This is a genomic window from Caulobacter sp. GW821-FHT10F06, from assembly GCF_058809215.1.
On the sequence record NZ_JBXASK010000003.1, the window covers coordinates 593,185 to 613,347 of the forward strand.

20 protein-coding genes are annotated in these 20,163 nt (G+C 69.4%); 12 read left to right on the forward strand and 8 right to left on the reverse strand.

Translation table 11 applies throughout. The features are described from left to right. The first annotated feature begins 103 nt into the window (after window positions 1-103). The 5 genes from AC1RUS_RS09115 (at window position 104) to AC1RUS_RS09135 (ending at window position 3,439) form a co-directional block, all read left to right on the forward strand. Window positions 104-778, forward strand: a complete 675-nt coding sequence (locus AC1RUS_RS09115; protein ID WP_492915174.1) for a DUF969 domain-containing protein — start codon at window positions 104-106, stop codon at window positions 776-778. Further along, a complete protein-coding gene (locus AC1RUS_RS09120) occupies window positions 775-1,731 on the forward strand; it encodes a DUF979 domain-containing protein (protein WP_492915176.1) in 957 nt (318 codons plus the stop codon). The genes AC1RUS_RS09115 and AC1RUS_RS09120 overlap by 4 nt, the downstream gene beginning before the upstream one ends. Further along, window positions 1,709-2,749: a DUF2891 domain-containing protein gene (locus AC1RUS_RS09125; RefSeq protein ID WP_492915178.1), complete on the forward strand. Its 1,041-nt coding sequence runs from the start codon at window positions 1,709-1,711 to the stop codon at window positions 2,747-2,749. The genes AC1RUS_RS09120 and AC1RUS_RS09125 overlap by 23 nt, the downstream gene beginning before the upstream one ends. Before the next feature lie 148 nt (window positions 2,750-2,897). Then, window positions 2,898-3,101, forward strand: a complete 204-nt coding sequence (locus tag AC1RUS_RS09130; RefSeq protein ID WP_492915179.1) for a hypothetical protein — start codon at window positions 2,898-2,900, stop codon at window positions 3,099-3,101. 5 nt (window positions 3,102-3,106) lie between these two features. Beyond that, window positions 3,107-3,439, forward strand: a complete 333-nt coding sequence (locus tag AC1RUS_RS09135) for a hypothetical protein (protein ID WP_492915181.1) — start codon at window positions 3,107-3,109, stop codon at window positions 3,437-3,439. A gap of 105 nt (window positions 3,440-3,544) precedes the next feature. On the opposite strand, the gene smpB is transcribed toward AC1RUS_RS09135, so the two are convergent. Then, complete coding sequence (gene smpB / locus AC1RUS_RS09140) at window positions 3,545-4,003, reverse strand: SsrA-binding protein SmpB (RefSeq protein WP_492915184.1); 459 nt, start codon at window positions 4,001-4,003, stop codon at window positions 3,545-3,547. Next, a complete protein-coding gene (dapA, locus tag AC1RUS_RS09145; protein WP_492915187.1) occupies window positions 4,003-4,887 on the reverse strand; it encodes a 4-hydroxy-tetrahydrodipicolinate synthase in 885 nt (294 codons plus the stop codon). The genes smpB and dapA overlap by 1 nt, the downstream gene beginning before the upstream one ends. A gap of 241 nt (window positions 4,888-5,128) precedes the next feature. On the opposite strand from dapA, the gene AC1RUS_RS09150 reads away from it, so the two are divergent. After that, window positions 5,129-7,240 carry a lytic transglycosylase domain-containing protein gene (locus tag AC1RUS_RS09150; protein ID WP_492915190.1) on the forward strand — a complete coding sequence of 704 codons (2,112 nt, stop codon included), beginning with the start codon at window positions 5,129-5,131 and terminating at the stop codon, window positions 7,238-7,240. A 117-nt stretch (window positions 7,241-7,357) separates the two neighbouring features. On the opposite strand, the gene AC1RUS_RS09155 is transcribed toward AC1RUS_RS09150, so the two are convergent. Genes AC1RUS_RS09155 through AC1RUS_RS09170 form a run of 4 tightly spaced genes read right to left on the reverse strand, consistent with a single transcriptional unit; the run spans window position 7,358 to window position 10,478 of the window. Beyond that, entirely contained in the window at window positions 7,358-8,113 is a 756-nt protein-coding gene (locus tag AC1RUS_RS09155) for an ABC transporter ATP-binding protein (protein WP_492915192.1), read from the reverse strand. Continuing rightward, window positions 8,110-9,150, reverse strand: coding sequence for a FecCD family ABC transporter permease (locus tag AC1RUS_RS09160; protein WP_492915324.1), 1,041 nt, complete (start codon window positions 9,148-9,150; stop codon window positions 8,110-8,112). Before AC1RUS_RS09160 ends, AC1RUS_RS09155 begins: the two co-directional genes overlap by 4 nt. Further along, window positions 9,093-9,899 (reverse strand): ABC transporter substrate-binding protein, encoded by an 807-nt coding sequence (locus tag AC1RUS_RS09165; protein WP_492915194.1) that lies wholly within the window; start codon window positions 9,897-9,899, stop codon window positions 9,093-9,095. The genes AC1RUS_RS09160 and AC1RUS_RS09165 overlap by 58 nt, the downstream gene beginning before the upstream one ends. 3 nt (window positions 9,900-9,902) lie before the next feature. Further along, on the reverse strand, window positions 9,903-10,478 hold the full coding sequence (locus AC1RUS_RS09170) for a TetR/AcrR family transcriptional regulator (protein ID WP_492915326.1): 576 nt from the start codon (window positions 10,476-10,478) through the stop codon (window positions 9,903-9,905). Between the two features lie 236 nt (window positions 10,479-10,714). On the opposite strand from AC1RUS_RS09170, the gene AC1RUS_RS09175 reads away from it, so the two are divergent. The 5 genes from AC1RUS_RS09175 (at window position 10,715) to AC1RUS_RS09195 (ending at window position 15,343) form a co-directional block, all read left to right on the forward strand. Then, window positions 10,715-12,130, forward strand: a complete 1,416-nt coding sequence (locus AC1RUS_RS09175) for a glycosyltransferase (protein ID WP_492915196.1) — start codon at window positions 10,715-10,717, stop codon at window positions 12,128-12,130. An 18-nt stretch (window positions 12,131-12,148) separates the two neighbouring features. Beyond that, entirely contained in the window at window positions 12,149-13,081 is a 933-nt protein-coding gene (locus AC1RUS_RS09180; RefSeq protein WP_492915198.1) for an RsmD family RNA methyltransferase, read from the forward strand. Continuing rightward, complete coding sequence (locus AC1RUS_RS09185; protein WP_492915200.1) at window positions 13,078-13,869, forward strand: TrmH family RNA methyltransferase; 792 nt, start codon at window positions 13,078-13,080, stop codon at window positions 13,867-13,869. Before AC1RUS_RS09180 ends, AC1RUS_RS09185 begins: the two co-directional genes overlap by 4 nt. A gap of 42 nt (window positions 13,870-13,911) precedes the next feature. Beyond that, window positions 13,912-14,775, forward strand: a complete 864-nt coding sequence (locus tag AC1RUS_RS09190) for a DUF4350 domain-containing protein (protein ID WP_492915202.1) — start codon at window positions 13,912-13,914, stop codon at window positions 14,773-14,775. Window positions 14,776-14,842: 67 nt separating this feature from the next. Continuing rightward, window positions 14,843-15,343 carry an invasion associated locus B family protein gene (locus AC1RUS_RS09195; RefSeq protein ID WP_492915204.1) on the forward strand — a complete coding sequence of 167 codons (501 nt, stop codon included), beginning with the start codon at window positions 14,843-14,845 and terminating at the stop codon, window positions 15,341-15,343. Window positions 15,344-15,357: 14 nt separating this feature from the next. On the opposite strand, the gene AC1RUS_RS09200 is transcribed toward AC1RUS_RS09195, so the two are convergent. Both AC1RUS_RS09200 and hrpB read right to left on the reverse strand, forming a co-directional pair. Further along, the gene (locus tag AC1RUS_RS09200; protein WP_492915206.1) at window positions 15,358-15,849 is read right to left on the reverse strand and encodes a hypothetical protein; all 492 of its coding nucleotides are present in this window, start codon (window positions 15,847-15,849) and stop codon (window positions 15,358-15,360) included. Window positions 15,850-15,936: 87 nt separating this feature from the next. Beyond that, window positions 15,937-18,381 (reverse strand): ATP-dependent helicase HrpB, encoded by a 2,445-nt coding sequence (gene hrpB / locus AC1RUS_RS09205; RefSeq protein WP_492915208.1) that lies wholly within the window; start codon window positions 18,379-18,381, stop codon window positions 15,937-15,939. Window positions 18,382-18,564: 183 nt separating this feature from the next. Here hrpB and AC1RUS_RS09210 point away from each other — a divergent pair, with 183 nt between their 5' ends. Further along, window positions 18,565-20,094, forward strand: a complete 1,530-nt coding sequence (locus AC1RUS_RS09210) for an amino acid permease (RefSeq protein ID WP_492915210.1) — start codon at window positions 18,565-18,567, stop codon at window positions 20,092-20,094. Window positions 20,095-20,163 lie beyond the last annotated feature (69 nt).

Here is a 20,163-nt window from a genome sequence, read left to right on the forward strand (position 1 = left end):
CCGAGGGCGCCCAGCGTCAAGTGCGCGAATTCGTTACCGGAAGGGTTGCCAGCGCTCGCCGCACGCCCGACGGTCTGGAGGAATCGGGCGGGAGACCTCAAGCATGCTGACCCTTCTGGGCGTGGCGGTGATCGTCGTGGGCTTCGCCCTGCGCTTCAACCCGCTGCTGGTCGTGGTCGCGGCCGCCCTGACGGCGGGTTTGGCCGCGGGCCTGGGGCCGCTGGAGGTGCTGGCCGCGTTCGGCAAGGCCTTCAACACCAACCGCTATGTGACCATCGCCTGGCTGGTGCTGCCGGCCATCGGCGTGCTGGAGCGTTGCGGCCTGCAGGATCGCGCGCGGATGACGATCCAGAGCCTGAAGGCGGCCAGCGCCGGCAAGATCCTGCTGACCTATCTGGTCTTGCGCCAGCTGACCGCCGCCTTGGGCCTGACCCACGTCGCCGGCCAGGCCCAGACCGTTCGCCCCCTGGTCGCGCCGATGGCCGAGGCCGCCGCGGAGATCACGGGCCCGCTGGAAGACGCCGACCGCGAGCGGATCAAGGCGATGTCGGCGGCCACAGACAATGTCGGTCTGTTCTTCGGCGAGGACATCTTCATGGCGATCGGCTCGATCCTGCTGATCGTCGGTTTCCTGGACCAGAGCGGCATCACGGTGGAGCCGCTGCACCTGTCGGTCTGGGCCATCCCCAGCGCCGTCGCCGCCTTCCTGGTCCATGGCGCGCGGCTGCTGCTGTTCGACCGCAAGATGGCCAAGAGCCGCGCCGGAGCCGAGGCATGATCGGCCTGCCGCTCGTCTATGTCATCGCCGGTCTGATGTTCGCGGCCTTCGCGGCGTTGAGCGCCGGCGACAAGGCCAACACCAAGCGCTGGGGCAACGCCGCCTTCTGGGCCTTGGTGGCGCTCAGCTTCCTGGCCGGGGATTTCCTGGGTGATCTGGGCAACGGGTTCCTTGTGCTGGCCCTGGCGCTGCTGGCCGGGACCGGGCGCCTGGGCGTCGGCCAGCCCGCCACCACGACACCGGACGCGCGTCGAGAGATGGCGCAACGGCTTGGCGCGAAGCTGTTCGTTCCGGCCCTGGTCATTCCGCTGATCACGCTGATCGGCGCCTTCGCCTTCAAGGCCATGACGATCCACGGCGCGCCCTTGGTCGAGGCCAAGAACGCCACCCTGATCGCGCTAGCCTTGGCCGCCATCGTCGCGGCCATCCTGGCTCAGGTGATGTTCAAGCAACCGGCCATCGCGCCGCTGCAGGAGGGTCGACGCCTGATGGACCTGGTCGGCTGGGCCGCCCTGCTGCCGCAGATGCTGGCGGCGCTGGGCGCGGTGTTCGCCCTGGCCGGCGTCGGCAAGACCATCGGCGAGATCGCGGTGCAGTGGACTCCAGCGGACAGCCGCTTCGCCGTGGTCGCCGCCTACTGCCTGGGCATGGCCGGCTTCACGATCCTGATGGGCAACGCCTTCGCCGCCTTCCCCGTGATGACCGCCGGCATCGCTCTGCCCCTAGTCATCGGCCGGTTCGGCGGAGATCCGGCCGTGGTCTGCGCCATCGGCATGCTGTCGGGCTTCTGCGGCACCTTGCTGACGCCCCTGGCCGCCAACTTCAACCTTGTGCCGGCGGCCTTGTTGCAATTGAAGGACCGGTACGGCGTGATCCGCGCCCAGGCGCCGACCGCCGTCCTCATGCTGGTCATCAACATGGTCCTGATGAATGCCCTCGCCTTCCGGGCTTAGCGCCCCCAGACCTGCCCCGCCAAGTCTGGCCAAATCGACGGCGTCGCGGTTCGCCAAGATCGCCCTGGGCCACATCGACCGCGAATATCCCAACAAGCTCGACCACGTAATGGGGAGCGACGCGGACGCGCGCACGCCGCGCGACCTGCATCCGATCTTCTTCGGCAGTTTCGACTGGCACTCCTGCGTCCACGGCTACTGGACCCTGGCCACGCTGCTGCGCGCCCGTCGGGAGATGGACGAGGCCGTCCAGATCATCGCGCTGTTCGACGACGCCTTCACCGAGGACAAGGTCGCCGCCGAGGTCGCCTATCTGGCCCGTCCGGAAAGCCGAGGCTTCGAGCGTCCTTACGGCTGGGCCTGGGCGCTGATGCTGCAGGCGGAGCTGATGCGGCACCCCGACCGCCCGTGGGCCGCCCGTCACGCGCCCCTGGCGCGGGCCTTCGTCGAGCGGTTCGAGGCCTTCCTGCCCAAGGCCGACTATCCGATCCGGGCCGGCGTGCACACCAACACCGCCTTCGCCCTGGCGCTGGCCGCCGAGTACGCGGACATGACGGGCGACGCGGCGTTCCGGCAGCTGCTGCTGACCAAGGCGGTGATCTGGTACGGCCAGGACGCGGCCTGCCAGGCCTGGGAGCCGTCGGGCGACGAGTTCCTGTCGCCGGCCCTGATCGAGGCAGAGGCCATGCGCCGCCTGTTGCCCAAAGACACCTTCGACGTCTGGTTCGTGCGCTTCCTGCCGGACCTGGCCAACAAGCAACCGGCGACGCTGTTCACCCCCGCCAAGGTCAGCGACCGCTCGGACGGCAAGATCGCGCACCTGGACGGCCTGAACCTGTCGCGCGCCTGGTGCTGGCGCACCCTGGCCGGGGCGATGCCCGAGATCGATCCCGCCAAGCCGAAGGCCGTCAACGCCGCCCTCTCCCACCTGGCCGCCGCCGTGCCGCACGTCGCGGGCGACTATATGGGCGAACACTGGCTGGCGACGTTCGCCCTGCTGGCCCTGACCAACGGCTGACCGTCCGGCAGTGCTCACTCGCGCTGCGGAAGAGTTTGCAATCCTTAACAATGGAAACGACAGGACGCGGACTAAGGTTAATACCGGATTCAAGTGGCGTTCGATTCCGTTCACGCTTGACCTGAACCTCAAGCGCGGCGGTCCCGTCATGAACAGCGACATCTCCAAGGGCTATCAGGACATCGAGGTGATCGCCGCCCCGACGGGCTGGCTGGTCGCCGAAGCGGGCAAGATCACCGGCCGCTTCGATAGCGAGGAAACGGCCTACAAGACGGCCTTGGCGATCTGCGCCGACCTCTTCGAAGCCGGCGTTCGCTCGCGGGTCAGCCAGACGCCCGCCCGCTCCTGCTGATCGCCATGATCGACGATCTGGCCCTCGCGCGAGAAACCCGACTGCGGCGCCAGGGCCTGACCTCGCCGTTGATCGGCGAGATCGCCGAGGCGCTGGTCGAGTTGGGCGGAGCCGCCGGTCGCGATCGCGTCGCCGACCTCGTGGCCCACCGCAGGGGCCGTCATCCGGCGTCCGACGCACTGCGGCGCGAATTGGTCCTCGCCCTGAAACTGCACCGCGAACACGTTCTGGCCGAAGACCTGCGCCCCGCCTTCGGCGTCGTCGGCCGGACCTGGGTTCTGGCCCCGAACGCCCTGGCCTTCTTCAACAAGCATATGCGGCGGCGCGCCGGTGGCTGAGGCCGGTCATCGCCCGCCTCGCACGCTCAAGGCGGTCATGTTGCTGGCCGTCGCGGCCTTCGCCCTGGGCATGGCGCTGGGCCTGGCGATCCTTGGGCAGAAGCCCTAGTCGCCGCGATCGCCCTTCATCAGGCGCGCCTTGTCGCGGGCCCAGTCGCGGGCCGCTTCGGTCTCGCGCTTGTCGTGGTTCTTCTTGCCCTTGGCCAGGCCGATCTCGAGCTTGGCCAGACCCTTGTCGTTCCAATAGAGCTTCAGCGGGATCATGGTCCGGCCGTCGCGCTGGACCGCGCCGATCAGCTTCTCGATCTGCTTCTTGTGCAGCAGCAGCGTGCGGTGGCGGCGCGGCTCGTGGTTGAAGCGATTGGCGTGGCCATAGGGCGGAATGTCGGCGTTGATCAGCTTGATCGTACGGCCTTCGACCGACGCGTAGGACTCGGCGATATTGGCCCGGCCGACACGCAGCGACTTCACCTCGGTGCCGGTCAGCATGATGCCGGCCTCGAAGGTTTCCTCGATGAAGTAGTCGTACCGGGCGCGCCGGTTCTCGGCGATCGGCTTGGTCATCAGACCAGACCCGCCTCGCGCATGGCCTCCAGGATCGCCGGCTTCACCGCGTCGCTGCACGGCGCGATCGGCAGGCGCACGTCCTCGGCGCACAGGCCCAAGTGAGCCATGGCGAACTTGGTCGGCGACGGCGAGGCGTCGAGGAACAGGGCCTTGTGCAGCTTCACCAGGCGGTCCTGGCCGTAGAGCGCGGTTTCCCAGGCGCCCTGCAGGCAGGCGTTGATGAACGCCGAGCAGGCTTCCGGGGCGACGTTGCTGGTCACCGAGATCACGCCGTGACCCCCATGGGCCATGTAGCCCAGCGCCGTGGGATCGTCGCCCGACAGCATCACCCAGTCCGGGCCGCACTGGATGCGTTGCAGGCTGGCGCGGGTCAGGTCGCCGGTGGCGTCCTTGATGCCGACGATGTTGGGCAGCTTGGACAGGCGCACGAGCGTGTCGTTGGACAGGTCCACGCCGGTGCGGCCGGGCACATTGTAGACCAGCACCGGCAACTGCACGGCGTTGTTGATCGCCTCGTAGTGGCGATACAGGCCTTCCTGGCTCGGACGATTATAATAGGGCGTCACCACCAGGGCGGCGTCGGCGCCGACGGCCTTGGCGTGCTGGGCCAGCTCGATGGCCTCGTCGGTCGAGTTGGAGCCCGCGCCGGCGATCACCGGCACGCGGCCTTTGACGGTCTGCACGCAGAGCTCGACCACGCGCTTGTGCTCGTCGTGGCTCAGGGTGGAGGTTTCGCCCGTGGTGCCGACGGGCACGACACCGTGCACGCCGCCGGCGATCTGGCGCTCGACGAGGGCGACGAACGCCGCTTCGTCCACCGCGCCGTCGCGGAAGGGCGTGACGAGGGCCGGAATGACGCCCTTGAACGGAGAATGGACCATAACTTGCAATTTGCCGTGAGAAGGACGCCGCGAAGGTTGCGGCCGGACGATTGGGGCGGACATATGTATGTCGCCGCACCGCCGTCCCGCAACCGGTCCGTCGGAGCAGGCAGCGGTTTGATGGGCCTGGGCTCGGGGGTCAAGCCCCAAGGCCGCCACAACCGTTCCTTAGGTGTCTTCGCGCCTGATGGGTAACAAGGCCCATCGGTTTGATTCGGTGGTGGATTTAGGAGACCGCGTTTTGGCTTCAGTGTTGCGTCGGATCATGCTCGGAAGCGCGGGCGTCGCGCTGGTCTTCGGCGTCGCGGACGCCCAGACGAACGGGCCTGTGCCGTACCAGCCTTCCTATTCGTCCAGCGCCTCGCTGGTCACCACCCCGCCGACCGCGATTCCCGGGACCGTCTCGGACGTCGAGGCCGAGAACCTGCGCATGGCGCTCTCGGCCGCCAAGAGCGGCGATGTCGGCCGGACGCGCATGGCCATGCAGAGCCTGCAGGACCCCCTCGCCAGGAAGATCGCCCTCTGGGCCCTGGTCGACAGCTCGGCTGAAGCCATGAGCTTCTTCGAACTCGATTCGGCTCGTCGCGACCTCGCCGGCTGGCCCCGCGCCGGCCGCCGCGAGACCGCCGCCGAAAAGCAGCTGTCCGTTTCGGGCCTCTCGCCCGCCCAGACCATCGCCTGGTTCAGCGGCGGCCAGCCCGCCACCGCAGAGGGCGCCATGGCCCTGGCCTCGGCCTACCAGGCCAACGGCCAGAACCAGCTCGCCGTCGACCTGATCCGCCGCACTTGGCGCGACAAGGTGTTCGAGGCCGACGCCCAGCGCTCCATGGCCTCCCGCTTCGGAACCATGCTGACCGCCGACGACTACGCCCGCCGCGCCGACATCCTGCTGTACGGCCAGCAAGGCCCGGCCGCCCGCGATCTCGTCACCCTGCTGCCAGCGGACCAGCAGGCCGCCGCCCGCGCGCGCATCGCCTTCCGCCAGAACGCCGGCAACGCCAACGACCTCTACACCGCCCTGAGCTCGGCCGACCAGTATTCGGCGGGCGTGTCCTTCGAGCGCGCGGCCTATCTGCGTCGCAAGGGCCTGGACAATCTGGCCCTGGGCCTGGTCCGCTACTTCCCCTCGCCGCCTCCGACCGACGAAGCCGCCGCCGCGGTGTGGAAGGAGCGTCGCGGGCTCGTGGTCTCGGCCTTGAAGGCCGGCGACAGCCAGGGCGCCTACGCCGCCGCCGCCAACACCGGCCTGAGCGCCGGCGCCGATGCGGCCGAGGCCGAATTCTATGCCGGCTGGATCGCACTGGCCAAGCTCAAGCAGCCCGACGCGGCCGCCAGGCACTTCGCCGCCATAGCCGCCATCGGGGCCTCGCCGATCACCAAGGGTCGCGCCCTCTATTGGCAGGGCCGCGCCGCCGAGGCCCAGAACGATCCGATCGCCGCCCAGGCCTTCTATGCCGAAGGTGCACGGCACATCACCACCTTCTATGGCCAGCTTTCGGCCGAGAAGGCGGGCCTGACCGAGATCAAGCTCGACCGCGACCCCAACATCACCCAGGCCGACCGGGCGCGCTTCATGGGCCGCGAACTGGTGCGGGCCGCGCGGATGCTGGCCGACATCGGCGCCAAGGATCAGTTCCGCTCGCTGGTGCTGTTCATCGACGACAACCTGCCCAATGCCGAGGAGTCGGCCCTGCTGGTCGACATGGCGCGCGGCTATGGCGACCAGGACCTGGCCATGCGCGCCGTGCGCACGGCGGCCCAGCGCGGCTTCATCCTGCCCGAGCGCGGCTACCCACTGCTCGACCACCACTTCACGCCGGGTCCGGGCGCGGCCGAAACGGCCTTCGTCTATTCGATCTCGCGCCAGGAGAGCAATTTCGACCCCAACGCTCGCTCGGGCGTCGGCGCGCGCGGCATGATGCAGCTGATGCCGCCCACCGCCGCCATCGTCGCCCGACAACTGGGCGAGAGCCATTCGGTCGAGCGACTGTCCGAAGCCTCGTACAACATGCGCCTGGGCTCGACCTATCTGGGCAGCATGGTCAACAATTTCAGCGGCTCCTACATCATGGCCGCCGCCGCCTACAACGCCGGTCCCGGCCGGCCAGCCCAGTGGGCCACCCTGTGCGGCGACCCGCGCGGCGCGGCCACCGACCCGCTCGACTTCATCGAGTGCATCCCGTTCTCCGAGACCCGCAACTACGTGATGCGGACCCTGGAGACGACCATGGTCTATCGCGCTCGCCTCAATGGCGGCACGGCGCCCCTGACCCTGTCGCGGGACCTCAAGCGCGGCGGCTACACCTACACCCCGTCGGTGGCTCAGGCCTACACTGCCACCGCCCAGCCCTGACGCAAGTCTGTCATCCCGGAAGCCTCGCAGAGGCTATCCGGGACCACGGCAAGCGCAGGCGTTTCCGGTGGTCCCGGCTCTCCGCTTCGCTGCGGCCGGGATGACAGACCTTTGAGGCTAAATCCTTCTTGCTGACAGCACAGGCCCGGCTGGCGTCTCCACAAGAGCGCCGTCCAGCCTGAACACCCGCGCCAGAACGTCGGGCGACAGAGCCGAGGCGGGCGCGCCCTCGGCCACGACGCGACCGCCGTCGATCACCGCCACGCGGTCGCAATAGCGCGCCGCCAGGCTGAGGTCGTGCAGGGTGACGATCACGGCGGCGCCGGCGGCGGCCTCGGCGCGCAGCAGCTCCAGGGTCAGCAGCTGGGCGTCGGGATCCAGACCGGCGATCGGCTCGTCGGCGACCAACAAGGGCGCGCGAGTCGCCAGCAGCCGCGCCAGCAGCACCCTCGCGCGCTCGCCGCCCGACATGTCCAGCACCCCGCGCGTCGCCAGATCGGCCGCGCCGACGCGGCCCAACCGCTCGCGCGCAACGACCAGAGCCTCGGCCTCCGGCAGATCGACCGCGCCAAGGCTGGCGACCATCTCGGCGGGCAGGTTCCACGCCACGCGGCGATCCTGCGGCAGGTAACCGACCAGGGCGGCGCGCTCGGCGGCCTTCAGCGTCTCCAGGGGCTTATCCGAGAGCAGCGTGCGGCCTTCGGCCAACGGCAGCAGGCCCAAACCGGCGCGCAGCAGGCTGGTCTTGCCGGCGCCGTTGGGGCCGACCACGCCGACCAGCTCGCCAGGACAAGCGACCAAGCTCGCGCCGTCCAGCACCAGCTTGCCGCCCTGCCGCGCCTTGACGGCGTCGATGGTCCAGACCGCGCTCATGACCGCCAGCTCCGGGCCGCGCGCCAGATCAGCAGGGCGAACGCCGGCGCGCCGAACAGCGCGGTGACCACGCCGAGCTTCAGCTCCTGGTCGGTCGGAACCAGCCGCGCGGCCAGGTCGGCCAGCACCAGCAGCAGGGCTCCGGCCAGGGCCGAGGGCCATAGGATGCGGCGCGGATCGTCCTTCACCAGCGCGCGCACCATGTGCGGCGCGGCCAGACCGACGAAGCCGATCACGCCCGCGCCCGCCACCGCCGCGCCGGTCAACAGCGCCGCACCGGCCACGGCATAGGCCCGCAGGCGCGCCATCGGCAGGCCCGACATCCTGGCCGCTTCCTCGCCCAGGGTCAGCATGCGCAGGCCCTGCCCGGCCTTCAGGCACAGCGTGGCGCCGATCGCCATGGGAATGATCGCCCGCAGGCTGTCGGTCCAGTCGCGGTTCTCCACAGAGCCCATCAGCCAGGCCAGGATCTCGGCGATGGCCACCGGCGACGGCGCCAGGTTGAAGACCAAGGCCGTCAGGGCCCCGCCGAAGGCCGAGATGGCCACGCCAAACAGGATCAACGCCTCGGGCTCGCGCAGGCGGATGGCGATGGCCACCACCGCGCCGCCCGCCAGCAGCGCGCCGGCCAGGGCGCTGAGCTCGATCGCCCCGGGCACGGCGGCGAGCCCCCCGGCGATGGCCAAGGCCGCGCCCAGACCCGAGACCGCCGACACGCCCAGGACGCCGGGATCGGCCAGCGGGTTGCGCAGCAAACCCTGCATGGTCGCGCCGGCCAGCCCCAACGCGGCGCCAACCAGGGTGGCCATGGCCACGCGAGGAGCCCGGATAGTCCACAGCACCTCGCCCGGCGGCGAGTCCGGATGGGTCAGGGCCTGGGCATACTGGCTCGCGGCCAGGGGCGTCTCGCCCAGCGTCACGGCGAAGACGGCCGCCAGAACCAGCAGGCCCAGCATCAGAAGACAGAGACGTAAGAGGCTCATCGCGCCGCCTTGGCCAGCATCGCCGCGCCATCGGCCGCGAACCAGGCCGGGCAGCCGACCACCGCTCCGGGCAAGGATGCGATGGCCCGCTCGGCCGTCACCTTCTTCAGCGCCGCGTGACGGCCCGGGCCCCAGCGATCGGAGCCGGCGCGGGTCAGGTCGAAGAAGCCCAGCACCACCGCGCGCGGCGGCGTCATGACCATGGTCTCCAGCGGCACGGCGCTGAAGAACGGTCCGGTCGAGGCGTTGGCCAGGCCGGCCGCCTTCAGCATCTGGTCGATCAGGGTGCCGCTGCCGGCCGTGTAGCCGCCGGGCGTCAGATAGAGCGCGCCCTGCCCCTTCCAGGCGCCGGCCGAGGCCTTCAACTGACCGTCCATTCGCGCGATCAGGGCCTCGCCCGTCGCGCGGCGGTCCAGCGCTTCGGCGACGCGGCGCACATTGGCCCGCACCGCATCGAAGTCGGCGGCGTCATCAATGCGGACAGTGCGAACGCCCTTGCGATCCAGCGCCGCGACCAGCCGCGCGTCGCCGCCCCAATGGCGCACCACCACGTCGGGCCGCGCGGCGACCAGGCTCTCGAAGGTGGCGCGACGCTTCGGCAGACCGACAGAAGCCTTGCGCATGTAGGAGTCCGGCGCGCCGGCGCGGTGAGACAGACCCACGATGGTCTCACGTGGAGCTAGGGCCAGCACGTACTGGTCGGCGCAGGAATCCAGCGACATGACGCGCGGCGCGGCCGCCGCCGGCTGGACGAGGACCACCGCCGCCGCGACGACGCCGATCGCGCGGGCGGCAAACGACATGGATCAGTCCGTGACCAGACCGTAGAGCAGGCCGTCCAGCATCACCCGCATCAGCTCGTCGGACGACGACCAGTTGCGGTTGGGCTTGGTGATCAGCAGCGACACCAGGCCGTGGCACCCGGCCCACAGCACTTCGGCGGCGCTCTGGGCCGAGCCGGAGCGCAGACGGCCGGCGGCGGCGATCTCGCGGAAGGGCTCGCTGAACTTCTCGAAGCAGCGGTCGCCCAGTTCCAGCGTGCCGGCCTGCTTCTCCACCGAGATGTTGGCGCCCGAGGCGCAGAACACCAGCTCGTAGGTGTTGGGGTTCTCGAGGGCGAACCGCATGTAGGCTTCCAGCATCAGCCGCACGCGCGAGACGGGATCAATCGGCCGGGCTCCGATATCGATATTGAGGGCCAGCAGGCGCTCGATAGCGCCGTCGCTGATCTCGAGCAGAATCTGATCCTTGTCGCGGAAGTGCATGTAGAGCGCCGTAGACGACACGCCCACCGCGTCGGCGATCTTGCGGATGGTCGCACCCGCATAGCCCTCGGCGATGAAGATCTTCTCGGCCGCCGCCAGGATCTCGCCCCGGCGCATGTGCCCGTCGCCCTTCGGCTTGCGAGCGGACTTGTGCGGCTTCTTCAAAGCGAGAGTCGTCACGGCTTTTGTTTTCCCCTGCGTTTCCCCGATTTCCGACACTAAACGGGAATCACCCAGACGTCGCAAGGGACTGCGCTTCAAACGGGAAACGCGCATTTTTCCGTTTGACATCTCATAGTTGAGTATAGGTTATTCGTCGCCCGAAGATCGTGCTGACCTGTCGGGGGGCAATCATGGCGCGCGAGGATGTCGCTCTGGCGCGGCCGTCGCTGACGGCCGGCCCAGTCCATGGCCTTGAAGCCGTCCCGGCGTCCCTGCCGGACAGCGGCGGCGCGCATGTCATGCTGAGCCTTCGGCAAAGGGCCGCGCTGGGCTTGGCCGTGGCCCTGATCGCGTTGGCGGGCCTGCTAAACCCGCTCCAGATGCTACAGGCGGCGTACTGGGCGTTCGTTGTGGCCTTCTGCGCCAGCGCCGCGGTCAGGCTGGCCGCGGTCCTGACACCGCCTCGACGATATCTGGCGGCGTCCGTGCCGGATGACGACTTGCCCGGCTACAGCCTCATCATCCCTCTGTATCGCGAGGCGGAGGTCGCCGCCGAACTGGTCGCCAATCTCGATCGTCTGGACTATCCGCGCGATCGCCTGCAGGCGCTGATCGTGCTGGAGGCGGACGACCATGCCACCCAGGCGGCGTTCCATGCCCTGGACCTTCCCAGCTTCATCCAGGTTCTCGTGGTCGCGCCGGGCGAGCCACGCACCAAGCCCCGCGCCTGCAACGCCGCCCTAGACCGCGCGCGCGGCGATCTGATCGTGATCTATGACGCCGAAGACGCGCCCGATCCCGGACAGCTGCGCGAGGCGGCGGCCCGGTTCGCGTCGGGCGATCCTCGCCTGGCCTGTCTGCAGGCGCCGCTCCGGGTGGAGATGCCGCGCCTCACGGCCTTCATTCCCGAACAGTTTCGGCTGGAATACGCCACCCATTTCGAGGTGCTGCTGCCCGCCTATGAGAGGTGGCGACTGCCCTTCCCGTTGGGCGGCACCAGCAATCATTTCAAGGCAGACGTCCTGAGGTCGGTGGGCGGCTGGGACCCCTACAACGTCACCGAGGACGCCGACATCGGCTTCAAGCTGGCCTCGGCCGGCTATCGCCTCGGCACCCTGGAGCGTCCCACTCTTGAGACCGCACCCGCTACACTGCGACAGTGGGGTCCGCAGCGGGCGCGCTGGATCAAGGGTCACCTTCAAACCCTGGCCGTCCATGGTCGAGGCGCGATCGGCCGACGGCCGCGCTCGGTGCTGGCGCTGGTCCTGACGCTGGCCGTGCCGGTGGCCGCCTCGAACCTGCACGCGCCCGCCATGCTGCTGGCCGGCGCCAGCGTGATCGCCGACTGGACCGTGGACGGCGAACTGTCGATCCCGATCCTTCACGTGACCCTCTACTGCGCGTGCTGGAGCGTTTCGGCGATCGCCGGCGTGGTGGGCGTGATGCGGTCCGGCGGCGAACCGAGGTCCCTGCATCTGCTGGGCATGACCGTCTACTGGATGATGTGGGTGGTCGCTTCGCCTCGCGCGCTATGGCAATTCTTCTTCGCGCCGCACCGCTGGGACAAGACCCTGCACATCCCGCGCACTGGACGGCGCGCGCCCTGAAAGCGTATGGGCGAGGCGATGAGCCCGACGATCGCCCCCGCCCCCATCGTGATGCGCACCACCGGCTGGAGCCACTACGCCCTGCTGGACAGCGGCAATGGCAAGAAGCTGGAACGCTACGGCCCCTACGCGGTCGTGCGTCCCGAGCCGCAGTGCTTCTGGGCGCCGCGCCTGCCCGCTTCGGCCTGGGAGGGCGCCGACGCGGTGTTCGACCCCACCGACGAGGACGAGGCCGGTCGTTGGCGCTTCAAGGGCAGGTCGATCGAGAAGTTCCCGCTGAGCTGGGGCGAGGCGAAATTCCACGGCCAGTTCACGCCGTTCCGCCACCTGGCCTTCTTTCCCGAGCAGGCCGCCAACTGGGCCTGGCAGGACGAGCGGGTTCGCGCCTTTATCAAGGCGCGCGGCCGCCAGCCCAAGATCCTGAACCTGTTCGGCTACACCGGTGTGGCCTCGCTCGTCTGCGCCGCCGCCGGCGCGGCGGTGACCCATGTCGACGCCTCCAAGAAGTCGGTCGGCTTCGCGCGCGAGAACGCCGCCTTCGCCGGGCTGGAGGACAAGCCGATCCGCTGGATCGTCGAGGACGCCCGCAAGTTCGTCGCCCGCGAGCTGCGTCGCGGCAATGTCTATGACGGGATCATCCTGGATCCGCCAAAGTTCGGGCGCGGCGCCGACGGCGAGGTCTGGCGCCTGTTCGAGGACCTGACCGAACTGACGGCCAACTGCGCGCAACTGCTGTCGGACGAGGCTTCGTTCCTGCTGATGAACGCCTATGCGGCCCGGGTCTCGGGCGCGGCGATGTCGGGCCTGCTGGCCCAGGTGCTGGACGGTCGCGACGGCGTCATCGACTGGGGCGAGCTTTCGCTGGTCGAGGAAAAGGGCGACCGCCAGATCGGCCTGTCGTTCTTTGCGCGCTGGTCGTCCCAAGAGACGCCGGGGGAGCAAGGCCGATGAACGCCAAGACCGTCACCTCGCTGTCGAACAACACCGTGAAGGCCGTTCGCGCCCTGCACATGCGCAAGGAGCGTGAGGAGAGCGGCCTGTTCCTGGCCGAGGGCTTGAAGATCGTCATCGAGGCGATCGACTGCGGCCACGCGCCCAAGATCATCATGTACGGCCGCGACGCCGCCGATCACCCGATGCTGCAGAAGGCCTCGCAGGCCTGCCTGAAGGCCGGCGGCGAGGTCATCGAGGTCAATCGGGAAATCCTCGAGAAGGTCTCGCGCCGCGACAATCCGCAGGCGGTGGTCGGCGTCTTCAAGCAGGTGTTCACGCCGCTGTCGGCCATCGTGCCCGAAAGCGCGCCGTGCTGGGTGGCCATGCAGGCCGTGCGCGACCCCGGCAACCTTGGCACCGTCATCCGCACCGCCGACGCGGCCGGCTGCGGCGGGGTGATCCTGGTCGGCGACTGCGTCGACCCTTATTCCGTCGAGGGCGTGCGGGCGACCATGGGCTCGATCTTCGCGGTCAAGATCGCCAAGGCGACCATCCCGGAATTCCTGGCCTGGCGCGAGGGCTGGCCCGGCAGCGTGGTCGGCACTCTGCTGACCGCCACGGTCGACCACAAGTCCGCCGACTATGTGAAGCCGTCGCTGATCCTGATGGGCAACGAGCAGCAGGGCCTGCCGCCCGAATTGGCCGCCGCCTGCGACGTCAACGTCAAGATCCCCATGCGCGGCCGGGCCGACAGCCTGAACCTCAGCGTGGCGACCGGGATCATGATCTACACCGTGACGGAATAGCCGCCGACCGGCGTTGAAGCCCGAAACAGCCTGGAGCATGCGATGCGTTGGTTTCCGATCGTCCTGGCGCTGTTGGCGACGCCGGCCCTCGCCCAGCAGGTCGCCGATCCCGACGCCGATGTCCGCGTCGCCGCGCCCGCCTATGCGACCGACGCCGGCCCGCTGATCGCGATCGACGCCAGCCACAGGAACTTCCACACGATCACGGGCCGCTACGCCCCGGTGGCGGCGGTGGCGCGCAACGACGGCTATCGCGTGACCTCGCTGGACGCGGCGCCGAGCGCCGACACCTTGAAGGCCGTGAAGCTGCTGGTCATCGCCAACGCGCTGAGCGCCTTCACGCCGGAAGAGGTCTCGGCGATCCACGCCTGGGTCGAGGCCGGCGGCTCCCTGCTGCTGATCGCCGACCACATGCCCTTCGGCGCCGCGGCCGACGGCGTGGCCCGCAGCTTCGGCTTCCAGTTCGAGGACAGCTTCGCGTTCGAAGCGGTGCGCGGGCCCGAGCTGTTCTCCAAGACCAATGGCCGGCTGCTCGACGGCCCGATCGCCCAAGGCGGGGCCAAGGGCAAGCCGGTGGACAAGGTCTACGCCTTCACCGGCACGGTCCTGCACGCGCCGACCGGCGCCGTTCCGCTGCTGCGCCTGGGGCCGGGCTGGTCGATCCTTCTTCCGAAGGAGCCCTGGAAATTCGACGAAACCACGCCCTCCCGCCCCTCGACCGACGCCGATCTGCGCGGCGCGGCGATGGAGGTCGGCAAGGGTCGCATAGCGCTCTTCAGCGAGGCGGCGATGTTCACCGCCCAGCGCGCCAACGGCGGCGGCCTGGTGGGCTTCAGCTACCCGCAAGCCGACCAGAACAAGCAATACCTGCTCAACGTGCTGCACTGGCTCAGCCGAGCCCAATAGGCGCGCTTGACGCTGGCGACGTCCGCGCCTCCAATCCGTCCGACTTCGACGGGCGGGGGCTTGTTGCGTGACCAGACACAAGATCATCGCCGGCCTCGTCGGCGCAGCGAGCCTGATGGCCGCCGCCGGGCCGGCTTTCGCCGCGACGACGGCGGGCAAGACCTTCGGCGACTGGCAAACCCGATGCGAGCCCAGCCAGCCGCCCGCGCGGCCATCCTGCGCCCTGGTTCAGTCGGTGGTGGCCGACGGCCCCCAGGCGATCGGCCTGTCCGTCGTCGTGCTGAGGACCGCTGACAAGGCGCGCATCCTGCGGGTCGTGGCGCCGCTGGGCGTGCTGCTGCCCGGCGGGGTCGGCCTGAAGATCGACGGCGTCGACATCGGCTCGGCGGCCTTCGTCCGGTGCCTGCAGAGCGGCTGCATCGCCGAGGTCGAACTGGGAGACGACCTGGTCGCCAAGCTGGGCGCAGGCGCGACCGCGACCTTCACCCTGATGGAAACGCCCGCCGAAGGCGTGGCTCTGCCGGTCAGCCTGAAGGGCTTCAAGGACGGCTTGGCCGCCCTGCCCTGACCGCGCCCCGCCGGCTATTTCGAGGCCGGCTTGCTGACGTCGGCCAGGCCGGCTTCCTTGGCCAAGGTCTCGAACTTGGATTGGTCGACATATTCGCCGAGCGCGGCGAAATTCTTGGCGACGTTCGGGTCGCTCATCAGGCCGCGCATGGCCACCTGCCCCAGCACGCCGAACGATTGCTCGATCGCCGACGAGCCCTCGTACTTGATGGCTTGCACCGTTTCCTTGCGGCAATCGCTGACCAGCAGACGCTCCATCAGGCCGGACACCTTCTTGGTCACCTCGATCCGCTGGCCGTCGCTGATGTTGGCGTAGCCCTTGACGGAGGGATGGGCGCCCATCGCAACGAAGACCCAGATTACGAGATCGGCCTGATCCTGCGGCGTGGTGGCCCGAACCAGGCACTTCGACATGTCGTCGGTGTAGATGCCCGCGTGCGCCAGCGACGCCGTCGAGGCGAGGATCGCGGCCAGACCCAGGGACTTCACGAACCGACGAATGGTCATCTTGCTTCCTTCACACGCGCCAACAAGCTTGGCCGTGACTCGATTGGCGCAACTTCCAGATGCAAGGCAAGCCCTTTCGCCGGAAGCTCACGTGCCGCGTGGTTTCGCCCGCGTCGTCGGCGCCGTGTTGGCCGGATCGTCGGGCCAGACGTGGCGGGGATAGCGCCCTTTCATCTCGATCTTCACCTCTCGCCACGAACCCTTCCAGAAGCCGGGCAGGTCGCGGGTGATCTGGATCGGCTTGTGGCCGGGCGACAGCAGCGACAGCACCAGCGGGACCTTGCCGCCGGCGATGGTGGGATGCTCGGTCAGGCCGAACAGCTCCTGCACGCGGATGTCGATGCGCGGACCGGCCTCGGCGGCGTAGTCGATGGCGACCGTGGTGCCGGTCGGGGCCTTGAAGCGGGCCGGCAGGGCCGCGTCGATCCTCTGCTGAGCGTCCCAGGGGATCAGCGAACGGATCGCGCCGTCCAGCGTGCTCTCGTCCAGCGCCGAAAGCGACGAGCGGCCGTGCAGCAGCGGCTCCAGCCAGTCGTCGAGGCGATCCAGGAGGGCCGCGTCCGACAGATCGGGCCAGGCGTCGCCGTCCAAAGCGCGCAGGAAGGCGACGCGATCGCGCAGGCCCTGCACGCCGTCGCCCAGCCGCAGCGCCGACAGACCCTCGGCCCGCACCTGGTCCAGCAAGGCGCTGGCGATCAGAGCCGGGTCCGGCTTGTCGATCAACCGCTCCTCCAGCACCAGCTTGCCCAGGCGAAGCAGCCGCTTGGCGCGCACCTTGCCGCCGGAGCTGGTCTCCAGGCGGTCCTCGGCGGTCAGGCGGTCGGCGAAGGCCTCGCGCAGGGCGGCCTCGTCGACGGCGGCGGCCAGCAGGATGCGGTCGCGGCTGTCGCCGCCGCCCAGCTCGCCCACCGCCAGCCAGGTCTCGCGAGCCAGGGGGTCGGTGGGTTCCAGATAGACGCCGCGCCCGCCGGCCAGCTGGAATTCGCCCGGCTTGCCGCGGGCCCGGGCCACCCGCTCGGGATAGGCCTCGGCCAACATCAGCCCCTCGTCGAGCGGCGTCGCGCCGGAAGGCTTGCCCGCCGCCCGCGCCCAGCGGTCGGCCAGGGCCTGGGCGTCCTTGGCCCGGGGCGAGCGATCGCGGCCCAGGGTCTCAAGGCGGCGGCGCAGATCGACATCGCGGCCGCCCAGCCCCTGCTCGGTCAGCAGGGCGGCGACCTCGGCCCCACGCCGAGCCTGGCCGGACGCAGCGGCGCGGACCACCATGTGGGCGATGCGCGGCGGCAAGGGCATTTCGGCCAGAGCCTTGCCGTGCGCAGTCAGGTCGCCCTGCCCATCCAGCGCCTGGATGCGTTGCAGCAGTCCGCGCGCCTCGGCGAAGGCGGCGGCCGGCGGCGGGTCGAGGAAACAGAGCCCGGACGCATCGCGCGCGCCCCAGCGGGCCAGATCCAGCGCCAGGCGCGACAGATCGGCTTCCAGGATTTCCGGACGGGCGAAGGCCGGCAGCGAGCGGGTCTCCTGCTCGTCCCACAGGCGGTAGCAGACGCCGGGCTCGACGCGGCCGGCGCGGCCCCGGCGCTGATCGGCGGCGGCGCGGCTGACGCGGACGGTGTCGAGGCGTGTGATGCCGCTGGCCGGATCGTAACGCGGGACGCGAGCCAGGCCGCAGTCGATCACCACGCGGACGCCCTCGATGGTCAGGCTGGTCTCGGCGATCGAGGTGGCCAGCACCACCTTGCGGCGGCCCGGCGCGGCGGAGGCGATGGCGCGGTCCTGGGCGCCGGGCTCCAGCGCGCCATACAGCGGCGCCAGGTCGACATCGGGCCGACGCAGGCGCTCGGCCAGCCAGCTCTCTGCGCGGCGGATCTCGCCCTGACCCGGCAGGAAGACCAGCAGGCTGCCCGTTTCCTCGGCGAGCGCCCGCTCGACGGCGCGGCCGACGCGCTCCTCCAGCCGCAGGCGGTCGTCGCGTCCCAGATAGCGGGTGTCGACCGGGAACATCCGCCCCTGGCTCTCGACCACCGGCGCGTCGCCCAGCAGGGCCGAGACGCGAGCTCCGTCGAGTGTGGCCGACATCACCAGCAGGCGGAGGTCGTCGCGCAGCAGGCCCTGGACATCGCGCGCGAAGGCCAGACCGAGGTCGGCGTCGAGACTGCGCTCGTGGAATTCGTCGAACAGTACGGCGGCGACGCCGTCGAGACCCGGGTCGTCGAGAATCATCCGGGTGAAGACGCCCTCGGTCACCACCTCGATGCGGGTGCGGGCCGAGATCTTCGACTGCAGTCGTACACGAAAACCCACCGTCTCGCCGACGGCTTCGCCCAGCGTGGCGGCCATGCGCGCGGCGGCGGCGCGAGCGGCCAGGCGGCGCGGCTCCAGCACGATCAGCTTTCGTCCGTCCACCCACGGTTCGTCGAGCAGGGCCAAGGGCACGGCCGTGGTCTTGCCGGCGCCGGGCGGCGCGACCAGCACGGCGGCCTCGCGCGCGCTCAAGGCGTCTTTCAGCGCCGGTAGGGCCTCGAAAATGGGCAACATCGCCTCGGCTTTAGCCGTCGAGGCCTTCAGCGCCAAGGGCGGCTGGACGCGGCGCCTAAGCGGAGAGCATTTACGCCCCTTCGCGGCTTGGCCTTGACCCCATGCTCATAAACGGGTCACCGTCCGCAAAATTTATCCAAGGGCGGTTCCCCGGGGGGGAGTCGTGCGTATCCAGGAGGAACTATGTGGCGCGTTAAATCGCTCGATGCGATCCTAGCGACCGCCGAGAAGAAGTCGCTGCATCGGTCCCTGGGACCTGTCCAGCTGACCTTGCTCGGCATCGGCGGAATCATCGGCACCGGCATCTTCGTTCTGACCGCCGAAGCGGCTCAGAAAGCCGGCCCCGGCATGATGGTCTCGTTCATCATCGCTGGCGCCGTCTGCGCCGTCGCCGCCCTCTGCTACGCCGAACTGGCCTCGATGGTTCCCGTCGCCGGCTCCGCCTACACCTATTCCTACGCCGTGCTGGGCGAGTTCTTCGCCTGGCTGGTCGGCTGGGCCCTCATCCTCGAATACGCCGTGGCGGCCTCCGCCGTGGCTGTGGGGTGGTCCGGCTATGTGGTCGGTCTGCTCGAGCACCTGCTGCACATCGACATTCCCGACATGCTGACGGCCGGCCCCTATGCGGGCGGGATCATCAACCTGCCGGCCGTGCTGATCTCCCTGCTGGTCACCTGGCTGCTGGTTCTGGGCACCAAGGAAAGCGCCACCGTCAACGGCGTGCTGGTGGCCATCAAAATCACCGCCCTGGGCGCCTTCATCTTCCTGGCCGTGCCGGTCATGAAGATGGAGAACTTCCACCCTTTCGCCCCCCTGGCCACGGCAGGGATCATCGGCGCGGGCGCGTCGATCTTCTTCGCCTATGTCGGCTTCGACGCGGTCTCGACCGCAGCGGAAGAGACCCGCAACCCTCAGGTCAATGTTCCGATCGGCCTGATCGGTTCGCTGGTCATCTGCACCATCTTCTACCTGCTGGTCGCGGCCGGCGCGATCGGCTCGTACGGCGCCCAACCGGTGTTCGGCCTGGCCGGCGAAGTGCTGTCGCCCGGTTCGGTCGAGCTGGCGGCGCGCTGTAAGGACCTGACGGCCGCCGGCGGCATGCCACTGGTCTGCTCGAAGGAAGCCCTGGCTCACGTGCTGCGCGAAATCGGCCACCCGGCCATCGGCAACCTGCTCGGCCTAGCGGCCGGCCTGGCCCTGCCCTCGGTCATCCTGATGATGATCTACGGCCAGACCCGGATCTTCTTCGTGATGTCGCGCGACGGCCTGCTGCCCAGCGTGCTGAGCAAGGTTCACCCCAAGTACAAGACGCCCCACATCGTGACCATGGTCACGGGCGGCATCGTGCTGGTGGCCGCGGCCTTCTTCCCGGTCGGCAAGCTGGCTGACATCTCCAACTCGGGCACGCTGTTCGCGTTCCTGATGGTGGCGATCGCGGTGATGATGCTGCGCATCAAGGATCCGGGCCGCAAGCGTCCGTTCAAGACGCCGTTCGTCTGGGTCGTCGCGCCCCTGGCGATCATCGGCTGCCTGGTGCTGTTCATGTTCCTGCCGCCGATGGCCAAGTGGCTGCTGCCGATCTGGGCCGCCATCGGCCTGGTGTTCTATTTCGCCTACGGCTTCCGTAAGAGCCACGTGGGCAAGGGTCTTCGCGGCGAAGTCCACGAACTGGACGACGACGCGCCGCCCACCGGCCTGCCAGGCGCTCAATAGCGCTTGAACCGGAGCGGATAACGCTTAGTTCGAACGGGCGGAGGCTTCACGGCTTCCGCCCGTTTTCTT